Origin of the sequence: Brevundimonas sp. (assembly GCF_046295595.1) — a bacterium.
Classification (GTDB): domain Bacteria; phylum Pseudomonadota; class Alphaproteobacteria; order Caulobacterales; family Caulobacteraceae; genus Brevundimonas.
On the sequence record NZ_JBKBMX010000003.1, the window covers coordinates 149,947 to 169,244 of the forward strand.

General features: G+C 69.1%; 18 protein-coding genes and 1 tRNA gene. 10 read left to right on the forward strand and 9 right to left on the reverse strand.

Annotated features, from left to right (window positions below):
- Positions 1 to 39 precede the first annotated feature (39 nt).
- From rnr to ACK4JY_RS03205, 4 genes are all read left to right on the forward strand, one after another.
- Positions 40 to 2,379: a ribonuclease R gene (gene rnr, locus ACK4JY_RS03190; RefSeq protein WP_409602761.1), complete on the forward strand. Its 2,340-nt coding sequence runs from the start codon at positions 40 to 42 to the stop codon at positions 2,377 to 2,379.
- Positions 2,376 to 3,083, forward strand: a complete 708-nt coding sequence (locus ACK4JY_RS03195; RefSeq protein WP_409602762.1) for an NUDIX hydrolase — start codon at positions 2,376 to 2,378, stop codon at positions 3,081 to 3,083. The genes rnr and ACK4JY_RS03195 overlap by 4 nt, the downstream gene beginning before the upstream one ends.
- A gap of 90 nt (positions 3,084 to 3,173) precedes the next feature.
- A complete protein-coding gene (gene rpmG, locus ACK4JY_RS03200) occupies positions 3,174 to 3,341 on the forward strand; it encodes a 50S ribosomal protein L33 (protein WP_003164451.1) in 168 nt (55 codons plus the stop codon).
- 79 nt (positions 3,342 to 3,420) lie between these two features.
- On the forward strand, positions 3,421 to 3,591 hold the full coding sequence (locus ACK4JY_RS03205) for a hypothetical protein (RefSeq protein ID WP_409602763.1): 171 nt from the start codon (positions 3,421 to 3,423) through the stop codon (positions 3,589 to 3,591).
- 4 nt (positions 3,592 to 3,595) lie between these two features.
- Here ACK4JY_RS03205 and ACK4JY_RS03210 read toward each other — a convergent pair whose 3' ends face one another.
- Complete coding sequence (locus tag ACK4JY_RS03210) at positions 3,596 to 4,960, reverse strand: PleD family two-component system response regulator (protein ID WP_409602764.1); 1,365 nt, start codon at positions 4,958 to 4,960, stop codon at positions 3,596 to 3,598.
- On the reverse strand, positions 4,957 to 5,343 hold the full coding sequence (locus ACK4JY_RS03215) for a response regulator (protein WP_409602894.1): 387 nt from the start codon (positions 5,341 to 5,343) through the stop codon (positions 4,957 to 4,959). Before ACK4JY_RS03215 ends, ACK4JY_RS03210 begins: the two co-directional genes overlap by 4 nt.
- A 330-nt stretch (positions 5,344 to 5,673) precedes the next feature.
- Between ACK4JY_RS03215 and ACK4JY_RS03220 the strand changes: the two genes are divergently transcribed.
- The 3 genes from ACK4JY_RS03220 (at position 5,674) to ACK4JY_RS03230 (ending at position 9,468) form a co-directional block, all read left to right on the forward strand.
- The gene (locus ACK4JY_RS03220) at positions 5,674 to 6,921 is read left to right on the forward strand and encodes a DNA polymerase IV (protein ID WP_409602765.1); all 1,248 of its coding nucleotides are present in this window, start codon (positions 5,674 to 5,676) and stop codon (positions 6,919 to 6,921) included.
- A 756-nt stretch (positions 6,922 to 7,677) separates the two neighbouring features.
- Positions 7,678 to 8,136 (forward strand): RidA family protein, encoded by a 459-nt coding sequence (locus ACK4JY_RS03225; RefSeq protein ID WP_409602766.1) that lies wholly within the window; start codon positions 7,678 to 7,680, stop codon positions 8,134 to 8,136.
- 174 nt (positions 8,137 to 8,310) lie between these two features.
- Positions 8,311 to 9,468: a GNAT family N-acetyltransferase gene (locus tag ACK4JY_RS03230; protein ID WP_409602768.1), complete on the forward strand. Its 1,158-nt coding sequence runs from the start codon at positions 8,311 to 8,313 to the stop codon at positions 9,466 to 9,468.
- 1 nt (position 9,469) lies between these two features.
- Here ACK4JY_RS03230 and ACK4JY_RS03235 read toward each other — a convergent pair whose 3' ends face one another.
- Complete coding sequence (locus ACK4JY_RS03235) at positions 9,470 to 9,820, reverse strand: phage holin family protein (RefSeq protein ID WP_409602769.1); 351 nt, start codon at positions 9,818 to 9,820, stop codon at positions 9,470 to 9,472.
- Between the two features lie 102 nt (positions 9,821 to 9,922).
- Between ACK4JY_RS03235 and ACK4JY_RS03240 the strand changes: the two genes are divergently transcribed.
- On the forward strand, positions 9,923 to 10,360 hold the full coding sequence (locus tag ACK4JY_RS03240; protein WP_409602771.1) for an HIT family protein: 438 nt from the start codon (positions 9,923 to 9,925) through the stop codon (positions 10,358 to 10,360).
- 44 nt (positions 10,361 to 10,404) lie between these two features.
- Positions 10,405 to 10,480 (forward strand) — tRNA-Thr (locus tag ACK4JY_RS03245).
- An 8-nt stretch (positions 10,481 to 10,488) separates the two neighbouring features.
- Here ACK4JY_RS03245 and ACK4JY_RS03250 read toward each other — a convergent pair.
- Both ACK4JY_RS03250 and ACK4JY_RS03255 read right to left on the reverse strand, forming a co-directional pair.
- Positions 10,489 to 12,360, reverse strand: a complete 1,872-nt coding sequence (locus ACK4JY_RS03250) for a ferrous iron transporter B (RefSeq protein ID WP_409602773.1) — start codon at positions 12,358 to 12,360, stop codon at positions 10,489 to 10,491.
- Entirely contained in the window at positions 12,360 to 12,668 is a 309-nt protein-coding gene (locus ACK4JY_RS03255) for a ferrous iron transport protein A (RefSeq protein ID WP_409602775.1), read from the reverse strand. The genes ACK4JY_RS03250 and ACK4JY_RS03255 overlap by 1 nt, the downstream gene beginning before the upstream one ends.
- A 144-nt stretch (positions 12,669 to 12,812) precedes the next feature.
- Between ACK4JY_RS03255 and ACK4JY_RS03260 the strand changes: the two genes are divergently transcribed.
- Positions 12,813 to 13,295, forward strand: a complete 483-nt coding sequence (locus tag ACK4JY_RS03260; protein ID WP_409602777.1) for a c-type cytochrome — start codon at positions 12,813 to 12,815, stop codon at positions 13,293 to 13,295.
- Position 13,296: 1 nt separating this feature from the next.
- On the opposite strand, the gene ACK4JY_RS03265 is transcribed toward ACK4JY_RS03260, so the two are convergent.
- From ACK4JY_RS03265 to ACK4JY_RS03280, 4 genes are all read right to left on the reverse strand, one after another.
- On the reverse strand, positions 13,297 to 16,485 hold the full coding sequence (locus tag ACK4JY_RS03265; protein ID WP_409602896.1) for an efflux RND transporter permease subunit: 3,189 nt from the start codon (positions 16,483 to 16,485) through the stop codon (positions 13,297 to 13,299).
- Positions 16,485 to 17,600, reverse strand: a complete 1,116-nt coding sequence (locus tag ACK4JY_RS03270) for an efflux RND transporter periplasmic adaptor subunit (protein WP_409602779.1) — start codon at positions 17,598 to 17,600, stop codon at positions 16,485 to 16,487. The genes ACK4JY_RS03265 and ACK4JY_RS03270 overlap by 1 nt, the downstream gene beginning before the upstream one ends.
- Before the next feature lie 119 nt (positions 17,601 to 17,719).
- Entirely contained in the window at positions 17,720 to 18,496 is a 777-nt protein-coding gene (locus tag ACK4JY_RS03275; RefSeq protein ID WP_409602781.1) for a hypothetical protein, read from the reverse strand.
- A complete protein-coding gene (locus tag ACK4JY_RS03280) occupies positions 18,493 to 19,257 on the reverse strand; it encodes a class II aldolase/adducin family protein (RefSeq protein WP_409602782.1) in 765 nt (254 codons plus the stop codon). The genes ACK4JY_RS03275 and ACK4JY_RS03280 overlap by 4 nt, the downstream gene beginning before the upstream one ends.
- Positions 19,258 to 19,298 lie beyond the last annotated feature (41 nt).

The window sequence follows — 19,298 nt, forward strand, 5'->3', positions numbered from 1 at the left end:
CGTGTCCTTTGAAGCCGACGCGCGTTATCTAGGACCTTGATGACAAAATCCCCCAAACGCCCGCCCGCCGGCCTCCCCGACAAGGACACCCTTCTCGCCTTCCTGCGCGAGGCCGGATCGGCAGAGAAGACCGACATCGCCCGCCATTTCGGCCTCAAGGGCGGCGACCGCCGCGCCCTGCGCGAAATGATCCGCGAGCTCGAGGCCGAAGGAAAACTCGGCAAGCGCGGCCGAAAGGGCTTTTCCGAAGCCGGCGCCCTGCCCCCGGTCGGCGTCGCCGACGTCATCGAGCGCGACGTCGACGGCGAATTCTACGTCCGCCTCGTCGAGGCTTCGGGCGATGCGCCGCGCGCCATCCTCGTCCCCGACAACTCCGGCAAGACCGGCGCCGCGCCCGGCCTCGGCGCTCGCGTCCTGGCCAAATTCTCGCACGGTGAGAACGGCTGGGAAGCCCGCGTCATCAAGGTGCTCGACACCGATACGAACCGTGTCCTCGGCGTCATCCGCAAGTCTAACAAGGAAGTCCGGGTCGAGCCCGTCGACCGCCGCTCGAAAGACGTCTTGCTGGTCCCGCACGCCCAGGCCGAAGGCCTGCGCGACGGCGACCTCGTGCTCGCCGCCATCGAAAAGGGCGAGCAGCGCTACGGCCCCAAACGTGGCAAGATCCTCGAGACCATCGGCCGCGAGGACGATCCCCGCGCCGCCTCCCTGATCGCCATCGCCGCCCACAATGTGCCGATGGGCTTCTCCGATGCCGTCCTCAAGGAAGCCGAGGACCAGGCCCTGCCGACGCTCAAGGGCCGCGAGGACCTGCGCGAACTGCCGCTGATCACCATCGACCCCGCCGACGCCCGCGACCACGACGACGCCGTCTTCGCCCAGCGTGACGAGGATCCGAAGAACGAGGGCGGCTGGATCGTCTGGGTCGCCATCGCCGACGTCGCCGCCTACGTCCGCCCCGGCACGACCCTCGACCGCGAGGCGCGCGAGAAGGGCAATTCGACCTACTTCCCCGACCGCGTCGAGCCGATGCTGCCCGAGGTTCTGTCCAACGGCCTGTGCAGCCTCAAGCACGGCGAGAACCGCGCCTGCCTCGCCGTCCGCATGGTGTTCGACAAGGACGGACGGAAAACGGGACATAAGTTCCTGCGCGGCCTGATGCGCTCCCACGCCAGCCTCAGCTACGAACAGGCCCAGGCGGCCATCGACGGCGTCGAGAACGGCGGCGGGACCGACGACGTCACCGGTCCGATCATGGAGCTGATCCTCTATCCGCTGTGGAACGCCTACCGCGCCATGCTGAAGGGCCGCACCAAGCGCAGCCCGCTGGCCATCGAGAGCCCCGAGCGCAAGGTGCTGATGGACCCCGGCGGCGGCATCGGCTCGATCGTCCCGCGCAAGTCGCTGGAGGCGCACCGCCTGATCGAGGAGATGATGATCCAGGCCAATGTCTGCGCCGCCGAGACGCTGGAGCAGAAGAAGACGCCCCTGCTGTACCGCGTCCACGACGCCCCCAGCCAGGAGAAGCTGTTCAACCTCGGCGACTTCCTCGGCACCATCGGCAAGCCGTGGAACAAGGGCGAACCGGCGACCACCAAACGGTTCAACAAGCTGCTAGACGAGACCCGCGACGGCGAATACGCCGAGGTCGTCAACGAGGTCGTCCTGCGCACCCAGATGCAGGCCATCTACAGCCCCGAGAACGTCGGCCATTTCGGCCTCAACCTCGACCGCTACGCCCACTTCACCTCGCCGATCCGGCGCTATTCCGACCTGATCGTCCACCGCGGCCTGATCCGGGGACTGGGTCTCGGCAAGGACGGCCTGACCGACCGCGAGATCGCCGAACTGCCGGCCATAGCCGAACAGGTCACCATGACCGAGCGCCGCTCCATGGCCGCCGAGCGCGCCGCCATGGACCGCTACATGGCCTCCTTCCTCGCCGAGCGGGTCGGCGCGACCTTCACCGGCCGCATCACCGGCGTCACCCGCTTCGGCCTGTTCATCCGGCTGGATGAGACCGGCGCCGACGGCCTCGTGCCCGTCTCCACCCTCGGCGGCGAATATTTCCAGCACGACGACCGCACCCACGCCCTCGTCGGCGAGCGCAGCGGCCAGCGCTGGACCCTCGGCCGCACGGTCGAGGTCAAGCTGGTCGAGGCCACCCCGATCACTGGCGGCCTCGTGTTCGAGATGCTGTCCGATCCCGCCCCGCGCGACCCCAACGCCCCCGCCCCTCGCCTCGGCTCCCGCGGCCGCGGTCCCGGCGGCGGCGACTTCCCCAAGCGCGGCGCCAACCGCCCCGGCGGCCCCAAGCCCCCGCGCGGCGGCAAACCCTCCGGCGGCCTCAAGGGGGTCCGCAAGGGCAAGCGGCGGTGACCCACCCGTTCGACGCGGCGCAGGACCTCGCCGACGCGCCCCACACCGGCGGCCGGCAGCGGCCGAAGGACGCCGCCACCCTGATCCTCACGCGGGTCCGCAACGGCGCCCCCGAGGTGCTGATGGGTCGCCGCGCCCCCGGCCACGTCTTCATGGCCGCCAAATGGGTCTTCCCCGGCGGCCGGGTCGAGCGCGCCGACCATGCCGCCGCCTGCGCCACCGACCTGCCGCCGGCCGACGCCGGCCGCCTCGCCCGCGAGATGACGCCGCGCCGCGCCCGCGCCCTCGCCCTCGCCGCCGTGCGCGAAACCTATGAGGAGACCGGCCTGCTGCTGGCCGAGCCGGCCCCGCCCGCCTCCGTCGCCGGTCCGTGGCGCGAGTTCCGCGCCGCCGGCGCCCTGCCCGATCTGGCGGCCCTGCGCTACATCGCCCGCGCCGTCACCCCGCCCGGCCGCAGCCGCCGCTTTGACGCCCGCTTCTTCATGGCCGACGCCTCGGCCCTGCTGCACCCCGAGCCAACCGCCGGCTCCGGCGAGCTGGACGAGATCGCCTGGCTGCCGCTCAAGGACGCCCCCGCCCTCGACCTGCCCGCCATCACCCGCTTCGTTCTGGGCGAGGCGGCGCACCGGCTGAGCGACCCCGACCGCCCCCTGCCCTTCGTCCGCATGGTGCGCGGCGCCCATGTGATCGCCCACACCGACTGAGCGCATCGTCCCGGTTGACTTCCCGACGCGCCTGAGTATGTTCCGCGCCTCTTGTTTTCAGCGGCTTTCGCCGTCGCAAAGGTAATTCCGATGGCCAAGCCGGCTTCCATCAAGATCCGCCTGAACTCCACCGCCGACACGGGTTTCTTCTACGTCACCAAGAAGAACGCCCGCACCATGACCGAGAAGATGGTCGTCAAGAAATACGACCCGGTCGTGCGCAAGCACGTCGAGTTCAAGGAAGGCAAGATCAAGTAAGGGTTCACCCCTGCCGGAATTTCGAACGCCCGGTCGCAAGGCCGGGCGTTTTTCGTTGTCCGGCGTGCTAGTCTGCGGAATGACCGCTCCCGACGACGACGCCCCGCAGGAAACCCCGATCCAGCGGGCCCTCCGCCTCAAGCAGGCGATCATCGACGCCCGCCCCAAGCCGCCGCGCGGCGGCCGCTTCCAGCGCGAACAGGCCGCCAGCATCGCCACCGGCAAGTCCAGGCCCTGGATGAGTCGCTAGAGCCCTAGGCGGCCGCCCGGGCGATGACCTGGTTTCGGCCATGCGCCTTGGCCTCATAGACCCCTTCGTCGGCCCGCTTCAGCAAGGCCTCCGGCGTGTCTCCGGCGACGCTGGCGGCGACGCCGATCGAGACGGTGATGGTCAGCCCCTCGGCCCCGCCCATGATCGGGAAGGGCTGGTTCTCGATATCGCGCCGGATGCGGTCGGCGACCCGCGCCGCGTCGTCCAGGCTCGCCCCCGGCATCACCACCACGAACTCCTCGCCGCCCAGCCGGCACGGCAGGTCGATGGCCCGCACATTGGTCGCCAGCCGCACCGCGAACTCGCGCAGCACCTCGTCGCCGGCGTCGTGGCCGAAGCTGTCGTTGACCACCTTGAAGTGGTCGATGTCCATGACCAGCACCGCGACCGGATCGCCGCCCTGGCCGGAGCGGCTCACCATGCCCTGCAGCTGACCGGCCATGTAGCGCCGGTTGTGCAGCCCGGTGAGCGCGTCGGTGACCGCCATTTCGAGGCTGTAATCCAGCTTCTCCTTGAGGAAGTCGGCGTAGCGCTTGCGCTTGATCTGGGTCCGCGCCCGCGCCATCAGCTCCTCGGGATCGACCGGGCGCGGCAGGATGTCGTTGACGCCCAGCTCCAGCGCCTTGAGCAGGCGCGGCCGATCGGCGGGGTCCACCACGGCCAGGATCGGCGTCCGCCGCGAGGCCTCGCTGGACCGCACCTGGGCGACGAAACGCAGGCCGTCGAAGCCGGCGCTGGCGACATTGACGATCATCAGATCGACCGGCCCGCGCGCCGCGATCAGCGCCGCCGCCGGATCGGCCTCGACCACCGGCCGGTGTTCGGCGGCCAGATGGGTCATCATCTTGCCGGTCTGCAATTCGTTGTCGTCGACGATCAGCACCCGGCCGCCCGAGCCGCGCAGCCGTCCGGCCCCGTCCGTGTCGACACCCAGCTTGCGCCCGCTCTCCTCGCGCTCGCGCAGCTCGTCCATCACCGCCTTCAGCCGCACCAGCGACTTGACCCGGGCGAACAGGATGACGTCGTCGATCGGCTTGGTGACGAAGTCGTCGGCGCCGACGCCCAGTCCCTTGATCTTGTCCTCGCGGCCGTCCAGCGCGGTGACCAGCACCACCGGAATATGCCGCGTGACCGGATCGGCCTTCAGCCGGCGGCAGGTCTCGAACCCGTCCATCCCGGGCATCATCACGTCCAGCAGGATGATGTCGGGCCGTTCGGCCGCGGCGATCTCCAGCGCGCTGGCGCCGTCCATCGCCGTCAGCACCTCGTAATATTCGATCGTCAGCTTGGCCTCGAGCAGCCGCACATTGGCTTCGAGGTCGTCGACGACAAGGATGCGCGCGGTCATGGGACGAGCGCCTCCGCCGGCGCCAGATGCTTGCGCACCACCTCGAGGAAATGCATCACCGAGATCGGCTTGGAGATATAGGCCTCGCAGCCGCCCTGGCGGATCCGCTCCTCATCGCCCTTCATGGCGAAGGCGGTCACCGCGATCACGGGAATGTGGCTCAGCTCCTCGTCGTCCTTCAGCCACTTGGTCACTTCCAGGCCGCTGATCTCGGGCAGCTGGATGTCCATCAGGATCAGGTCGGGCCGGTGCTGGCGCGCCAGGGCGAGCGCCTGCAACCCTTCGCGGGTCTGCAGGGTGTGATACCCTTGGGAATCGAGCAGATCATGAAAAAGCTTCATGTTCAGCTCGTTATCCTCGACGATGAGGACCGTCTTCGACATCATCACCCGGCCTGTTCCGCTTCCTGTGAAGCGCCGTTGCGCAGAGGCCTGTTCGCCTTCTTGAGCGCACTCTGCGCACCGTCTCTTAAGTTGGCGTGAAGCGGCTCCCCCGACCCTTCTCCCCTTGGGGGAGAAGGTGCCCCGGAGGGGCGGATGAGGGGTAGGCCCGCTCCGGGCTCGCCGCGGGCTAGTTTCTCGTCACACATCCCCCTCATCCGGCCCTCCGGGCCACCTTCTCCCCCGGAGGAGAGAAGGACCGCGCGTCGCCAACCTCCCTCGGCGCCGCGCCCGAAATGACGGATAATCCCCCGTCATGACCCCGGCCCGACCGTGAAATCCATCTGCCGCGACTGCCTGCACACCGCCGACACCCCGGTCGAGCGCTGCCCGGCCTGCGACTCGCGCCGCATCGTCCGCCACGACGAGCTGGCTGCGCTCGCCATCGCCCACCTCGACTGCGACGCCTTCTACGCCTCCGTCGAAAAGCGCGACCGCCCCGAGCTGCGCGACAAGCCCGTCATCGTCGGCGGCGGCAAGCGTGGCGTCGTCTCGACCTGCTGCTACATCGCGCGCCAGTACGGCGTTCATTCGGCCATGCCGATGTTCAAGGCGCTCAAGGCCTGCCCCGAGGCCGTCGTCATCAAGCCCGACTTCAGCAAATACGTCGCCGCCAGCGAGGCCATCTTCAGCGCCGTGCGCGAGCTGACTCCGCTGGTCCAGACCCTGTCGCTGGACGAGGCCTGGATCGACCTGTCGGGCACCGAACGGCTCAACGGCGGCCCGCCGGCCTTCCAGCTGGTCCGGCTGCAGAAACGGATCGAGGACGAGACCGGCCTGACCGTTTCCATCGGCCTGGCGCCCAACCGCTTCCTCGCCAAGGTCGCGTCCGAACTCGACAAGCCGCGCGGCTTCTCCGTCCTCGGCTCGGACGCGCAGGCGCTGCTCGCGCCGAAACCGGTCGCCATCCTGCCCGGCGTCGGCCCCGTCTTCCGCAAGACGCTGCAAAGCGACGGCTACGCCACCGTCGGCGACCTCGCCGCCGCCGACGTCCGCGATCTGGTCAGACGCTATGGCGAGACCGGCCTGCGCCTGCACGACCTCGCCCACGGCCGCGACGCCCGCGCCGTCCGGCCCGAGCACGAGCGCAAGGGCATGAGCGCCGAGACCACCTTCAACGAGGATCTGACCGCCGCCGCCGACCTCGAGGCCGAGCTCTGGCCGCTGTGCGAAAAACTGGCCGCCAAGGCCCGCCGCGACGGCGTCGCCAGCCGCGTCATCGTGCTGAAACTGCGCCGGACCGACTTCAGGATCGTCACCCGCCGCGTCAGCCTCGCCGAGCCGGTCCAGACCGCCCGCGCCCTGTTCGCCGCCGGCCGCGCCCTGATGGCCCCCGAACTGGGCCGCCCCTACCGCCTGATCGGCATCGGCATGGGCGAGGTCCACGACGCCGTCGAATTCCCTTCGGCCCTGTTCGACTCCCCCGAGGCCCGCGTCCTCAAGACCGAAACCGCGATCGACCGGCTGCGCGCCAAATTCGGCGCCGGGGCCGTGGTGGCGGGGCGGGCGTTGAAGGGGTGATGACGTTCACCTCCCCATCGGCGAAGGCCGATGGGGAGGACAGATCGCGAAGCGATCAGGAGGGGGCGGCTCCGTCAGATGGGGGTTCGCGCCAGACTCCCTGACCGCCGGCGCCGCCCCCACCTGATCGTCGCTGACGCGCCGATCTGTCCTCCCCATTCGCCTTCGCGAATGGGGAGGTGAGGCCATGACGCTGTGCTTACAATCCGCGAAATTATAGTCGGGTTATCAAAATATTAGACAGCCTATTCAACGCACTAGCCTTTTCTCAAACCGTTTTGTCTGTACTAGGGCCGGCCTCCCTTACAATGCCTCCCATCCCGTCGAACGGGGAGGGCGTCGGATCCACGTTCCTCGATGGCGGCGGGCTGTGGTCGAGCGATGAAGCCCGGGCGACGGAGAGTCCGGGGGTCCTCGAGGGCAGGGATGGATCCTGCCCGCTTGCTCGCCGCGCGGCTTGAGGATCGGGCCGATGCCGCTACATGCGGTCACGTCCGACCCATGACGGTGTCAGCAATGGCCTGTCATGTTCCGGTAAGGCCTCAATCGGGCCGCCAGCCGGAGGGTCGTGTGGAAAACGACTGCGCGGGGCGCCCAGCTTCGTCGAAACGGTAAAACCACATGCACCGGGCGAGGCCCGGCCGCCCCGCTCTCTCCCCAACCGCTTAACCCGGAGCGGCGAAGACTCATGCCCGAACCCCATGACGCGGCGGCGCGAGCGCGCTAAACCGCCGCGAACCTTTCAGGAGTCCCCCCATGACCGTCGCCGCCCGCCTCGCCGAACTCGGCATCCAGCTGCCCGAACCGGCCAGGGCCGTGGCCAACTATGTGCCGTACGTCCAGACTGGCGCCCTGCTCCACATCTCCGGCCAGTTGTCGAACGACGCCTCGGGCGGGATCAAGGGCACGGTCGGCGCCGACGTCTCGCCGGAACAGGCGAAGGACGCCGCCCGGCTGTGCGGGATCAATCTGCTGGCCCAGATCTCGGCCGCCCTCGACGGCGATCTGGAGCGCGTCGTCCGCGTCGTCAAACTGGGCGGCTTCGTCCAGGCCGCCGGCGATTTCGAAGCCATCCCCGCCGTCATCAACGGCTGCTCCGACCTGATGGTCGAGGTCTTCGCCGAGAAGGGCCGCCACGCCCGCTCCGCCGTCGGCGTCTACCGCCTGCCCCTCGGCTTCGCCGTCGAGGTGGACGCCATCGTCGAGGTGCGGTGAAGGCCGAGTTTGAGTTCCTTCCCCCCTCGCGGGGGAAGGTGGCTCGCGGAGCGAGACAGACAGGGGGGCTGGCCGCCTCACCCTCATCGTCTGCCGGTTTGCGAGCGGAACAAGCCCCCCCATCCGTGCGGCTTCGCCGCCCACCTTCCCCCGCGAGGGGGGAAGGACACAGTCATGCCAACTGACTTCACCCTCCACGTTCACGATCGGGTCGCCGACATCGGCCGCGAGGCCTGGGACGCCTGCGCGTCTCCCGCCGGCGATCCGTTCGTCTCGTTCGACTTCCTCGACGCCTGCGAAGCCTCCGGCAGCGCCGTCCCGGCCCAGGGCTGGGCAGGCCGCCACCTGTCGCTTCGGGACGAGGCCGGCCGCGTCCTCGGCGTCATGCCCCTCTGGCTCAAGGGCCACAGCCAGGGCGAATACGTCTTCGACCACAGCTGGGCCGACGCCTATGAGCGCGCCGGCGGCCGCTACTATCCCAAGCTTCTGGCCGCCGTACCCTTCACCCCGGTCACCGGCCCGCGCTTCCTCGCCCACCCCGACGCCGACGCGGCCATCGTCCGCCAAGCCCTGCTGCAGGGCGCCCTCGCCCTGACCGAGCGGCTCGGCGTCTCCTCCCTGCACGTCAACTTCCCGACCCGTCCCGAATGGGCCGCCATGGGCGAGAGCGGCCTGCTGCAGCGGCAGGACATGCAGTACGTCTGGCGCAACGCCGGCTATCAAACCTTCGACGACTTCCTCGCCGCCCTGTCCTCGAACCGGCGCAAGAGCATCCGCCGCGAACGCCGCGAAGCCTGCGCCGGCCTCGACATCCGCATCCTCACCGGCGCCGACATCACCGAGGCTCACTGGGACGCCTTCTTCGCCTTCTACATGGACACCGGCGAACGGAAGTGGGGCCGGCCCTATCTGACGCGCGACTTCTTCAGCCGCCTCGGCGCGACCATGGCCGACCGCATCGCCCTCGTCATGGCCTTCCGCGACGAAACGCCCATCGCCGGCGCCCTGAACCTGATCGGCCGCGACGCCCTCTACGGTCGCCAGTGGGGCGCGCTGGAGGAGGTCCCCTTCCTCCATTTCGAGCTCTGCTACTACCGGGCCATCGACTTCGCCATCGCCCACGGCCTCGCCCGCGTCGAGGCCGGGGCCCAGGGCGAGCACAAGATCGCCCGCGGCTACCTCCCCTCGCCGGTCTATTCCGCCCACTTCATCGCCGACCCGGCCCTGCGCGCGCCGGTCGCCGACTATCTGGCGCGCGAACGCCCCGCCGTCGACGCCGAGATCGGCGCCCTCGCCGAAGAGCTGTCGCCCTTCCGCAAGGATATCCGGTGACTCAGGCCCGCTTGTCGCCGATGAACCAGCCGGCGATCCAGCTGACCACGCCGGTGACGATGGCCGCGCCGATGCCGGCCCACAGGCCGTCGACCACGAAACCGTCCAGCAGCACCGCCACCAGACCGATGACCGCCGCGTTCACCACCAGCAGGAACAGGCCGAAGGTGATCACCGTCAGCGGGAAGGTCAGGATCGTCAGGATGGGCCGCACGATGATGTTGGCGATCCCCAGCAGGATCGCCGCCAGCAGCAGGGTCGTTGTATCGTTGAACCCGACCCCGGGCACGACCTGCGCCGCCAGCCACAGGGCCAGGCAGGTGACGAGAAACTGGACGATGAAACGCAGCATGGGCGACTCCCTTTGGACCTTGACCATAACACCGCAAATCCGCCGGGGCTCCCCCGTCCTGCGCGGCCTTGCCAGCCTGTCCCGTCAGCCCCGGAGCGCCACATGACCCTTCACGCCCCCTACGACCCCGACAACATCTTCGGCAAGGTCCTGCGCGGCGAGATCCCGGCGGTGAAGGTGTGGGAGGACGACAATGTCCTCGCCTTCATGGACGTCTTCCCCCAGTCCGAGGGTCATGTGCTGGTCATCTCGAAGACCTCGACCGCCCGCACCCTGCTGGAGATGGAGCCCAAGGCCCTCGGGCGGCTGATCGGCGCGACCCAGCGCACGGCCCGCGCCGTGGTCAAGGCGCTGGAACCCGAGGGCTTCCAGATCATGCAGTTCAACGGCGAGGCCGGCGGCCAGACCGTCTTCCACCTGCATTTCCATATCATCCCGCGTTGGGCCGACCGTTCGTTGAAGGGCCACGGCCACGCCCCTATGGCGGATACGGAGACGCTGCGCGCCCTCGCGGACCGCATCGCCGCCGCGCTCGATTGACCGCGGCCCGCCCCACCAGCATAAGGACCGCCGTCACCACGGAGGCCGGCTTAGCTCAGTTGGTAGAGCGCCAGTTTTGTAAACTGGATGTCGCGGGTTCGATTCCTGCAGCCGGCACCAGTCTCGCCTCAGCCGCCGCCCAGCGCGACCGCGATCCGGTAGGTCAGGAAGGCCGCCAGATAGGCCAGGCTGAACATGTAGACGATCATGATCCACATCCACTTCCACGAGTTGGTCTCGCGCTTGACCACCCCGAGCGTCGGAAGGCACTGCGGCGCGAAGACGTACCAGGCGAGGAAGGCGAGGCCGGTGGCCAGCGACCACTGCCCCGCCAGCGTCGTCGCCAGCACGGCCGTGGCGGTCTCGGGGTCGGCCACGGCGTAGACGGTGCCGAGCGCGGCCACCGCCACCTCCCGCGCCGCCATGCCGGGGATCAGGGCGATGACCATCTGCCAGTTGAATCCAATGGGCGCGAAGATCGGCGCCAGCGCCTTGCCCATCATGCCGGCGAACGAATAGTCGATCGCGGGCAGGGTCGCGCCCTCGGGTGGATAGGGGAAGGTCGACAGCGCCCAGATCAGCACCATCAACGGCAGGATGATCCGCCCCGCCCGCATCAGGAATATCCGCGCCCGAAGCCACAGATTGTACAGCACGCTGCGCAGATCGGGCGTCTTGTAGGCCGGCAACTCCATCATGAAGGGCTCGACCGCCCCGCGCCAGAAGATGCGGCGGATCACGAACGACACCACCAGGGCGCTGACGATGCCCGCGCCATACAGGCCGAACATCACCAGCCCCTGCAGATTGGCGAAGCCCCACACGGTCTCGTTCGGAATGAAGGCGGCGATGATCAGGGTATAGACCGGGATCCGCGCCGAGCAGGTCATCAGCGGCGCCACCATGATGGTGGTCAGTCGGTCGCGCTTGGAATCGATCACCCGGGCGGCCATGACCCCCGGAATGGCGCAGGCGAAACTGGACAGCAGGGGAATGAAGGCGCGGCCATGCAGCCCCGCCCCGCCCATGATCCGGTCCATCAGGAAGGCCGCCCGGGCCATGTAGCCGAAGTCCTCGAGCAGGATGATGAACAGGAACAGGATCAGGATCTGCGGCAGGAACACCAGCACGCTGCCGACGCCGGAGATCAGACCGTCGACGATCAGGCTCTGCCAGATGCCGTCGGGCACGAAGGCCGCCACCCAGCCGCCCAGCACGCCCAGACCGGCCTCGATGCCGTCCATCAGCGGCGTCGCCCAGGTGAACACCGCTTGGAACATCACGAACAGCAGGGCCAGCAGGATGACCAGGCCGCCGACAGGATGCAGCAGAACAGTGTCGATCCGTCCGGTCAGGGTGTCCGGCCGCTCCGGCGGCTGGACGCAGGCCCTCATGATCCGCTCGGCCTCCCGCGCCGCGCCGCGCAGGGCCGTTGCATCGGGCGCGGTCCAGCCCATTTGCGCGGTCGGGGACAGCGTCCCCGCCACCGCATCGATCGCCGCGACCAGTTCCTCGATGCCGCGGCGGCGGGTGGCGGTGGTGGTGACCACGGGAACGCCCAGCTCGACCTCAAGCCGCTGCAGATCAATCCGCAGGCCCTGCCGCTGGGCGATGTCGTACATGTTGAGGGCCAGCACCATCGGCCGGCCGACCGCCTTGAGCTCCAGCGCCAGCCGCAGCACCAGCCGCAGATTGGTGGCGTCGGCGACGCAGACGATCACGTCCGGCGGCGCCTCGCCCGCCAGCTGTCCCAGCACCGCGTCGCGGGTCACTTCCTCGTCCGGGCTGCGGGCGCGCAGCGAATAGGTGCCCGGCAGGTCGAGCACGGACCGGGTGCGTCCGTCGGCGCTGCGGATGAAGCCTTCCTTGCGCTCGACCGTGACGCCGGCGTAGTTCGCCACCTTCTGGTGGGCGCCTGTGAGGGCGTTGAACAGCGCCGTCTTGCCGCTGTTGGGATTGCCGACGAGCGCGACCCGCGCGCTCCGAACCGCCATATCCATCAGGCCGCGACCCGTCCGTCGAGGGCGACCGCGACGGGCTCCCCGACCGGCTCGACGCGGATGGTCAGACTGGCCGCCTCGTGTCGGCGCAGGGCCACGCGCATGTCATCGACCTTCATCGCGATCGGGTCCGCACCCAGCAGCCCTTCGTGCAGCAACTCGATGTGCGCGCCCTCGACGAAGCCCAGTTCCAGCAGGCGACGCTCAAGCTCCAGCGCATGATCCCCGGGCTGACCGAGGCCGCCGACCTGGACGATGACGCCCCGCGCTCCGCGGCGGGCCTGGCTCAGTGGGATGGTCTCGGACATGACGCTCACGCAGTGGCGCGACCCCCGCGCCTATCTGACAGTGATTATCAGGTGCGATAGCGCCGCGTCCACCCCGGCGAAGCGTCGCAGCGCGGAACGGCGGCGCCCGTTGCGCAATCGACGGAACCTCGTACGACTACGGACATGATCCGTCTCGTCCTGACCACCGCCCTCACCCTAGGCCTCGCCGCTTGCAGCGCCGAGAATGGCGACGCTCCCTCCGCCCCGGCCGCGCCTGCGCCCACGACTGCGGAGAGGACTGCCCTGCTCGCCGCCCTGCCCTCGCCGTACAACGCAGCGGATCTGGACAACGGTCGCCGGGTCTTCGCCCGCTGCCGCGCCTGCCACACGATCACCGAGGGTGGGTCCAACATGACCGGCCCCAATCTGTATGGCGTCTTCGGCCGGCAGGCGGGCGGCCTGGACGGCTACAACTATTCCCGCGCGCTGCAGCAGGCGGACTTCATCTGGGACGGCGAACGTCTCGACCACTGGCTGGAGAATCCCCGCACCTTCCTGAAGGGCACGAAGATGAGCTTCGCCGGGATTCCGGACGCCACCGACCGCCGCGATGTCATCGCCTTCCTCAAGGTCGAGACCGGCTACCAGCCGCCCGCCGCGCCGTAGGCTATTCGGCGGCCGCCGGCACAGGGTCGTTGGCGGCCGCCTCCTTCGCCTCCCACTCCTCGATCTTGCGGGCGGTGTACTCGGGCGACCTGGTGAAGCGCGCCAGGACGGCATAGATCACCGGCACCACGAACAGGGTCAGCACGGTCGCGAACATCGCGCCGGAGAAGATCACCACGCCGATGGTCTGGCGGCTGCCGGCCCCCGCGCCCTGCCACAGGGCCAGCGGCAGGGCCCCGAAGGCGGTGGCGATCGAGGTCATGATGATCGGTCGCAGACGCAGGGTCGAGGCCTCGATGATGGCCTCCTGGATCGACCGCCCCTGATCGCGCAGCTGGTTGGCGAACTCGACGATCAGGATGCCGTTCTTTGCCGCCACCCCGATCAGGATGATCAGACCGATCTGGCTGTAGATGTTCAGGCTGGACCCCGCCATCACAAGACCGAACAGCCCGCCCGCCGCCGCGAGCGGCACGGTCAGCATGATCACCGCCGGAGTGATCCAGCTCTCGAACTGGGCCGCGAGCGCGAGGAAGACCAGCAGCAGGGCGAGGCCGAAGGCCCAGCCGACGGCGCTGCCCGCCTCCTGCTGGTCCCGCGCGGCGCCGCCCCACTGGACCGTGGCCACGCCTGAGGGCTGGCCGGCGGCCTCCTCGCCGAGGAAGGCCATGGCGTCGGCGAGGGTCGTGCCGGGGTTCAGATCGGCGCTCAATGAAATGCTGCGCTGGCGGTCCAGCCGTCGGCGATCAGGCGTGTCCCCGGAGGTTTCGGTCGTGACCACCGAGGCGAGCGGCACCAGTTGGCCGTCGCCGGTCGAAACATATAGCGCCTCGAGATCGCCGACCGAGCGGCGGTTGTCGATCTCGGTCTGCAGGATGACGTCATACTCCTGACCGCCGCGGATATAGGTCGTGGCCCGCCGGGAGCCGAACATGGTCTGCAGCGTGCGGCCGATCTCCTGAGACGAGACGCCGAGCGCGGCCGCCCGCTGCGGATCGACGTCGACCAGCAGCCGGGGCGCGTTGGGCTCATAGTCGAGGCGCGGCCGCGAGAAGCCGGGATTGTCCTGGGCGGCAGCGAGGATCGGCTGGACCCACTCGAACATGTCTTCGTACTCGGCCCCGGTCAGGACCATTTCGATCGAGTTGGAGTTGCCGCCGCCGCGCTGGAAGGCGCCTGGAACGCTGACATTGACCTGGGCGTCGGTCTGGCCGCGCAGCTTCTGGTTGAGCTCCTGGGCGATGTCGTCGGCGGAGCGACTGCGCTCCGACCAATCGCTCAGGGTCAGCACCGCATTACCGGAGTTGAAGCTACCGCCGCCAAAGCCCGGGGCCGAGATCAGATAGCTCTCGACCTCGCCGGTTTCGCGGTATTCCGCGAGAATGGGCTCAAGACCCAGCATGATGCGCCGGGTATAGTCGTACCCCGCGCCCTCGGGGCCCTGAACCCGGCCAACGATGCGGCCCCGATCCTCGGGCGGCACCAGTTCGCTGGGCAGGGACAGGAACATCAGCCCCGCGCCCGCAGCGACCAGAACGACGAGCCCTGCGACGCCCGCGACGGCCACCTTCCGACCCAGCAGCATCGCCAGCGAGTTGCGGTACGAGTTCTTCAGCGAGTCCATGCCGCGGTCGACGCGCTGCGCCACCCAGCCCGAGCCCGACGCCGGGCGCAGGATCTTCGACGCCAGCATCGGCGACAGCGTCAGGGCGAGGAAGGCCGAGAAGGCCACCGCCGCCGCGATGGTGGCGGCCAGTTCGACGAACAGTCGCCCGACGTAGCCGGGCAGGAACAGCAGCGGCGCGAACACCGCCAGCAATACGATGGTCGTCGCCACGACGGCGAAGAACACCTGTCGCGCCCCGCGCTCGGCCGCGACCAGCGGCGGCTCGCCGTGATCGATGCGGCGCTGGATGTTCTCGGTCACCACGATGGCGTCGTCGACCACCAGACCAATGGCCAGCACCAGCGCCAGCAGGGTCAGCAGGTTCAGCGAAAAACCCAGCGGGGCCAGGATGATGAAAGTCGACAGCAGGCAGATCGGGGCCACGATCGACGGAATGAAGGCCGCCCGTAGGGTGCCGAGGAAGACAAAATTGACCAGAGCCACCAGCACGAGGGCGATGCCGATGGTGATCCACACCTCGTCGATGGCGTGGGCGGTGAAGACCGAATTGTCCGACCCGACGACCAGTTCCGTGCCTTCCGGAAGGCTGGACTGGACCCGCTCCAGCATCTCCCGCACGCCTTCGGAAATGGCGAGGTCATTGGATTGCGCCTGGCGGGTGATGGCGAGACCGATCTGGTCCAGACCGTTGCCGCGGAACAGGCGGCGCTCCTCTTCCGGCGCCTCCTCGATCCGCGCGATGTCGCCCAGGCGGGTGACATAGGCGGTCTGCCCCTGCAACGCGCTGCTCGTCGCGCCGCCGGCGGCAGCCGCCCCGGCTCCCCCGGTGCTGATGGGCAACTGCCGGAAATCCTCGGGCAGGGCGTAGTTGCGCGCCACGCGCACGGTGTAGTTCTTCTCGCCGGAATCGAGCGCCCCGGCCGGCAGCTCGACATTCTGACTGGTCAGGGCGGATTCGACGTCGGTGACCGTCAGGCCACGCGCGGCGAGGGCGGCGGGCTCCAGCCAGATCCGCATCGAATAGCGCTGCTCACCGTAGATCTGGACCTGGGCCACGCCGGGCACCGTGGCCAGTTGGTCGATCAGATAGCGATCTGCGTAGTCCGTCAGCGCCAGGCGATCCATCTGCGTCGAGCGCAGGAACAGGATCATGATCGGCTGGCTGTCGGTGTCGGCCTTGGCGACCTCGGGCGGATCGGCCTGGTCCGGCAGATTGCCCAGCACGCGGGAGATGCGGTCGCGCACGTCGTTGGCGGCGCTGTCGATGTCGCGGTCGAGGGAGAATTCGATACGGACACTGGAACGACCGTCGCGGCTGGTCGAGTTGATGCGCTCGACGCCCTGGATGCCGGCGATGCCCTGCTCGATGGGCTCGGTGATCCGGCTCTCGATCACCTCGGCCGAAGCGCCGGCGTAGGTGGTGTTGATCGAGACGATCGGGGGATCGACGTCCGGCAACTCCCGCACGGGCAAGAAGAAGAAGGCCGCGGCCCCGATCACGCACAGCACGATCGCCGCCACCGCCGCGAAGACGGGGCGGCGGACGGCGAGATCGGAGAGCATCATTTGGCGGCGCCCGTCGTGCGCGCCGGCGCGCCGGCCACGGTGACCGGCGAACCCGGCTGGATGCGGTTCAGGCCGGTGGCGACCACCCGGTCCCCGGCGTTGAGGCCGGACAGGATTTCGACGAAGCCGTCCTCGACCGAGCCCGCCTCGACGGTGATGCGCTGGGCAGTCAGGCCGCGCTCGCCCGGCGCGATGCGGAAGACGAAGGCGCTGTCGCCCTCATACTGGACGGCCGCCTCGGGGACGGCGAGTCCTTGCCGGACCCCCTGCCTCACCGCCACGCGCATCGACATGCCGGGGCGAATGCGGCCGCCGGGATTGGCGATCTCGGCCCGGGCCGTAGCGGAACGGGTCTGCTCGTTGACCCGTGTGTCGATCAGGGCGATGCGGCCGTTGAAGGTCTCCTCGCCGAGGGCGTCGGCCGTGGCGACGATCGGCACGCCCGACCGCAGCACCGACAGATATCGTTCGGGCAGCGGGAAATCGACGCGCACCACGCTGATGTCGTCGAGGGTGGTGATCACCGCCCCCGGGCTGATCAGGGTGCCGGCGGTGACGCTGGTCAGGCCCAGAACGCCGGCGAACGGCGCCCGGATGAGGCGGTCGCCGCGCCGCGCCTGGGCGGCCGACAAGCCCGCCCGAGCGGCTTCGAGAGCCGACTCGGCATTCTCGGCCGTGACCCTCGGAGCCACGCCGCGTTCCGCCAGTTCACGGTAGCGGTCGTATTCGCGCTGGGCCTGGCCGACGCGCGATCGCGCCTCGATGATGTCGGCGTCCTCTTCGCGCGCCTGCAACTCGACCAGGGGGGTTCCCGCGGCGACGCGCTGGCCGTCGGTGAACATCACGCGGGTGATCAGTTCGCTGGTGGACGAGGTGATGTTGACCGAGCGTCGACCGCGCGCGACGCCCAGAACCCGGATCTCGTCGGAGAATTCGCGCGACGCGACGACGGCCTGGGACACGGCCTGGCCTCGACCGGCCCCCGGCCCGCCCGGTCCACCCCCTCCGCCGCCGCCTTCTTCGCCGGCAAAGGCGATACGAAGGATCACGGCCACGACCATCAGGGCGAGCAGGACGGCGGCGGCAGCGAGAAAGAAGTGGCGCTTGATCACGCGGGACTGGCTCCGGAACGGGACGAGCCGACTTAGCGGCTCCCGCCGTCGACGCAACTAGAGTCTCTGCAACGCACGGTGTTTCAGAATCCGTCGTCCAAAAACGCTTCTTCTACGCATCAGAAGCGGCGCCAGATGCCTATCACCGGTCCGCTCGCCTGCGGCGTTTCCCGACCGGCCGCCGTCTGCCGCCAGCCGGCCTGCAAACTCCAGTCGCCGACATCGCGCACCACCGTCGTCTCGACGGACAACCAGCGCGGCCCGCCATCGTCGGCCTGGCCGCCGAAAGCCTGGGCAAGAACCATCCAGTCATCGCCCACGCGGGCGCCGGCGGTCAGGTCAATACGCGCCTCGTCGGGCAGCCCCTGCCGCATCCGGCGTGCCGCCTGGATCTCGAAGAAGGTGCGGTCCGGGAGCGGGCCCCAGCCGGTCTGGAACGATCGGCCGACGGACGCCCGCACTTCCCAATCCTGCTCGCCCCGTCCGGGCGAAGCATAGCCGGCATTGCGGCCTTCGCCGCCCCGGGCGTATCCGGCGTAGAGGCTGACCGCCGCCTGATCGTCGCGCCACGCCTGCCAGGTGAGGCCGATCTCGACCGGTCCGCGTCCGTCGAAATCCACGAAAGCGTCTTTTCCGGACTGCCAGTCGCCCTTCAGTTGCAGGGTCAGCCGGTCGGTCACGCCGTACTCGGCGAAAACGCCGATCGAGGTGTCCCGCCGTTCCGCGGCGAGGTCGACCAGGGCGCCGTCCGGATCAAAGGCCCGCGCGGCTCGCAAGGAGTCGTATTTGGCGATGACCTGGCTCTTGCCCTTGGCCCGGGTCCAGGCCCCGGCATGGGCCGGCGGCCCGAGGGCCGCGACCGCCAGCGCGATCAACAGCCCCCCGGCCCGGTTCACACGTCGTAGCCCGGAGATTTTCGATCCAGCATTCGCAGGGCGCCCGGCCAGGCCAGGGCCGAGACAAAGCCGATCCCCTTGCCCTGCTCGCGCGTCTCGGCCTGCGCCGCATCGGGCGCCATCAGCACGTGATCGCGACCGACGGACAGGGCGGCCACCTGCTGGGCGCAGGCGCGCTCGAGGAAGAACATGCCGATCCAAGCCTGGGCCGCCGTCTGTCCGACCGCCAAAGTTCCGTGATTGCGCAACAGCATAAGCGGCTTGTCGCCCAGGTCAGCCACCAGCCGCTCGCGCTCGTCGTGGTTCAGGGCCAGCCCTTCATAGCCGTGATAGGCGACCTGATGCTGCAGCAGGCAGGCGTTCTGGCCGATCGGCAGCAGGCCTTCCTGCTGCGCGGCCACGCCCACGCCGGCGACGGTGTGTAGATGGATGACGAAATGGGCGTCCTCGCGCGCCGCATGGATGGCGGAATGGATGGTGAAGCCGGCCGGATTGATGAAGCTGGTCGTTTCCTGGACGATGTTCCCATCCAGATCGACCTTGACCAGGCAGGAGGCGGTCATCTCCTCGAAATACCAGCCGTACGGGTTGATCAGGAAATGATGCTCCGGTCCCGGCACCCGAGCCGAGATATGGGTGAAGATCATGTCGTCCCAGCCGTGCAACGCCACCAGACGGTACAGGGCGGCCAGTTCGACGCGGGCGGTCCATTCCGCCTCCGAGACCCGGGATTTCAGCGAAACGACAGTTCCATCGGCCATGATCCGGCTCCTCAAGGTTGCGCGCGGCGGTGCACGCTCGC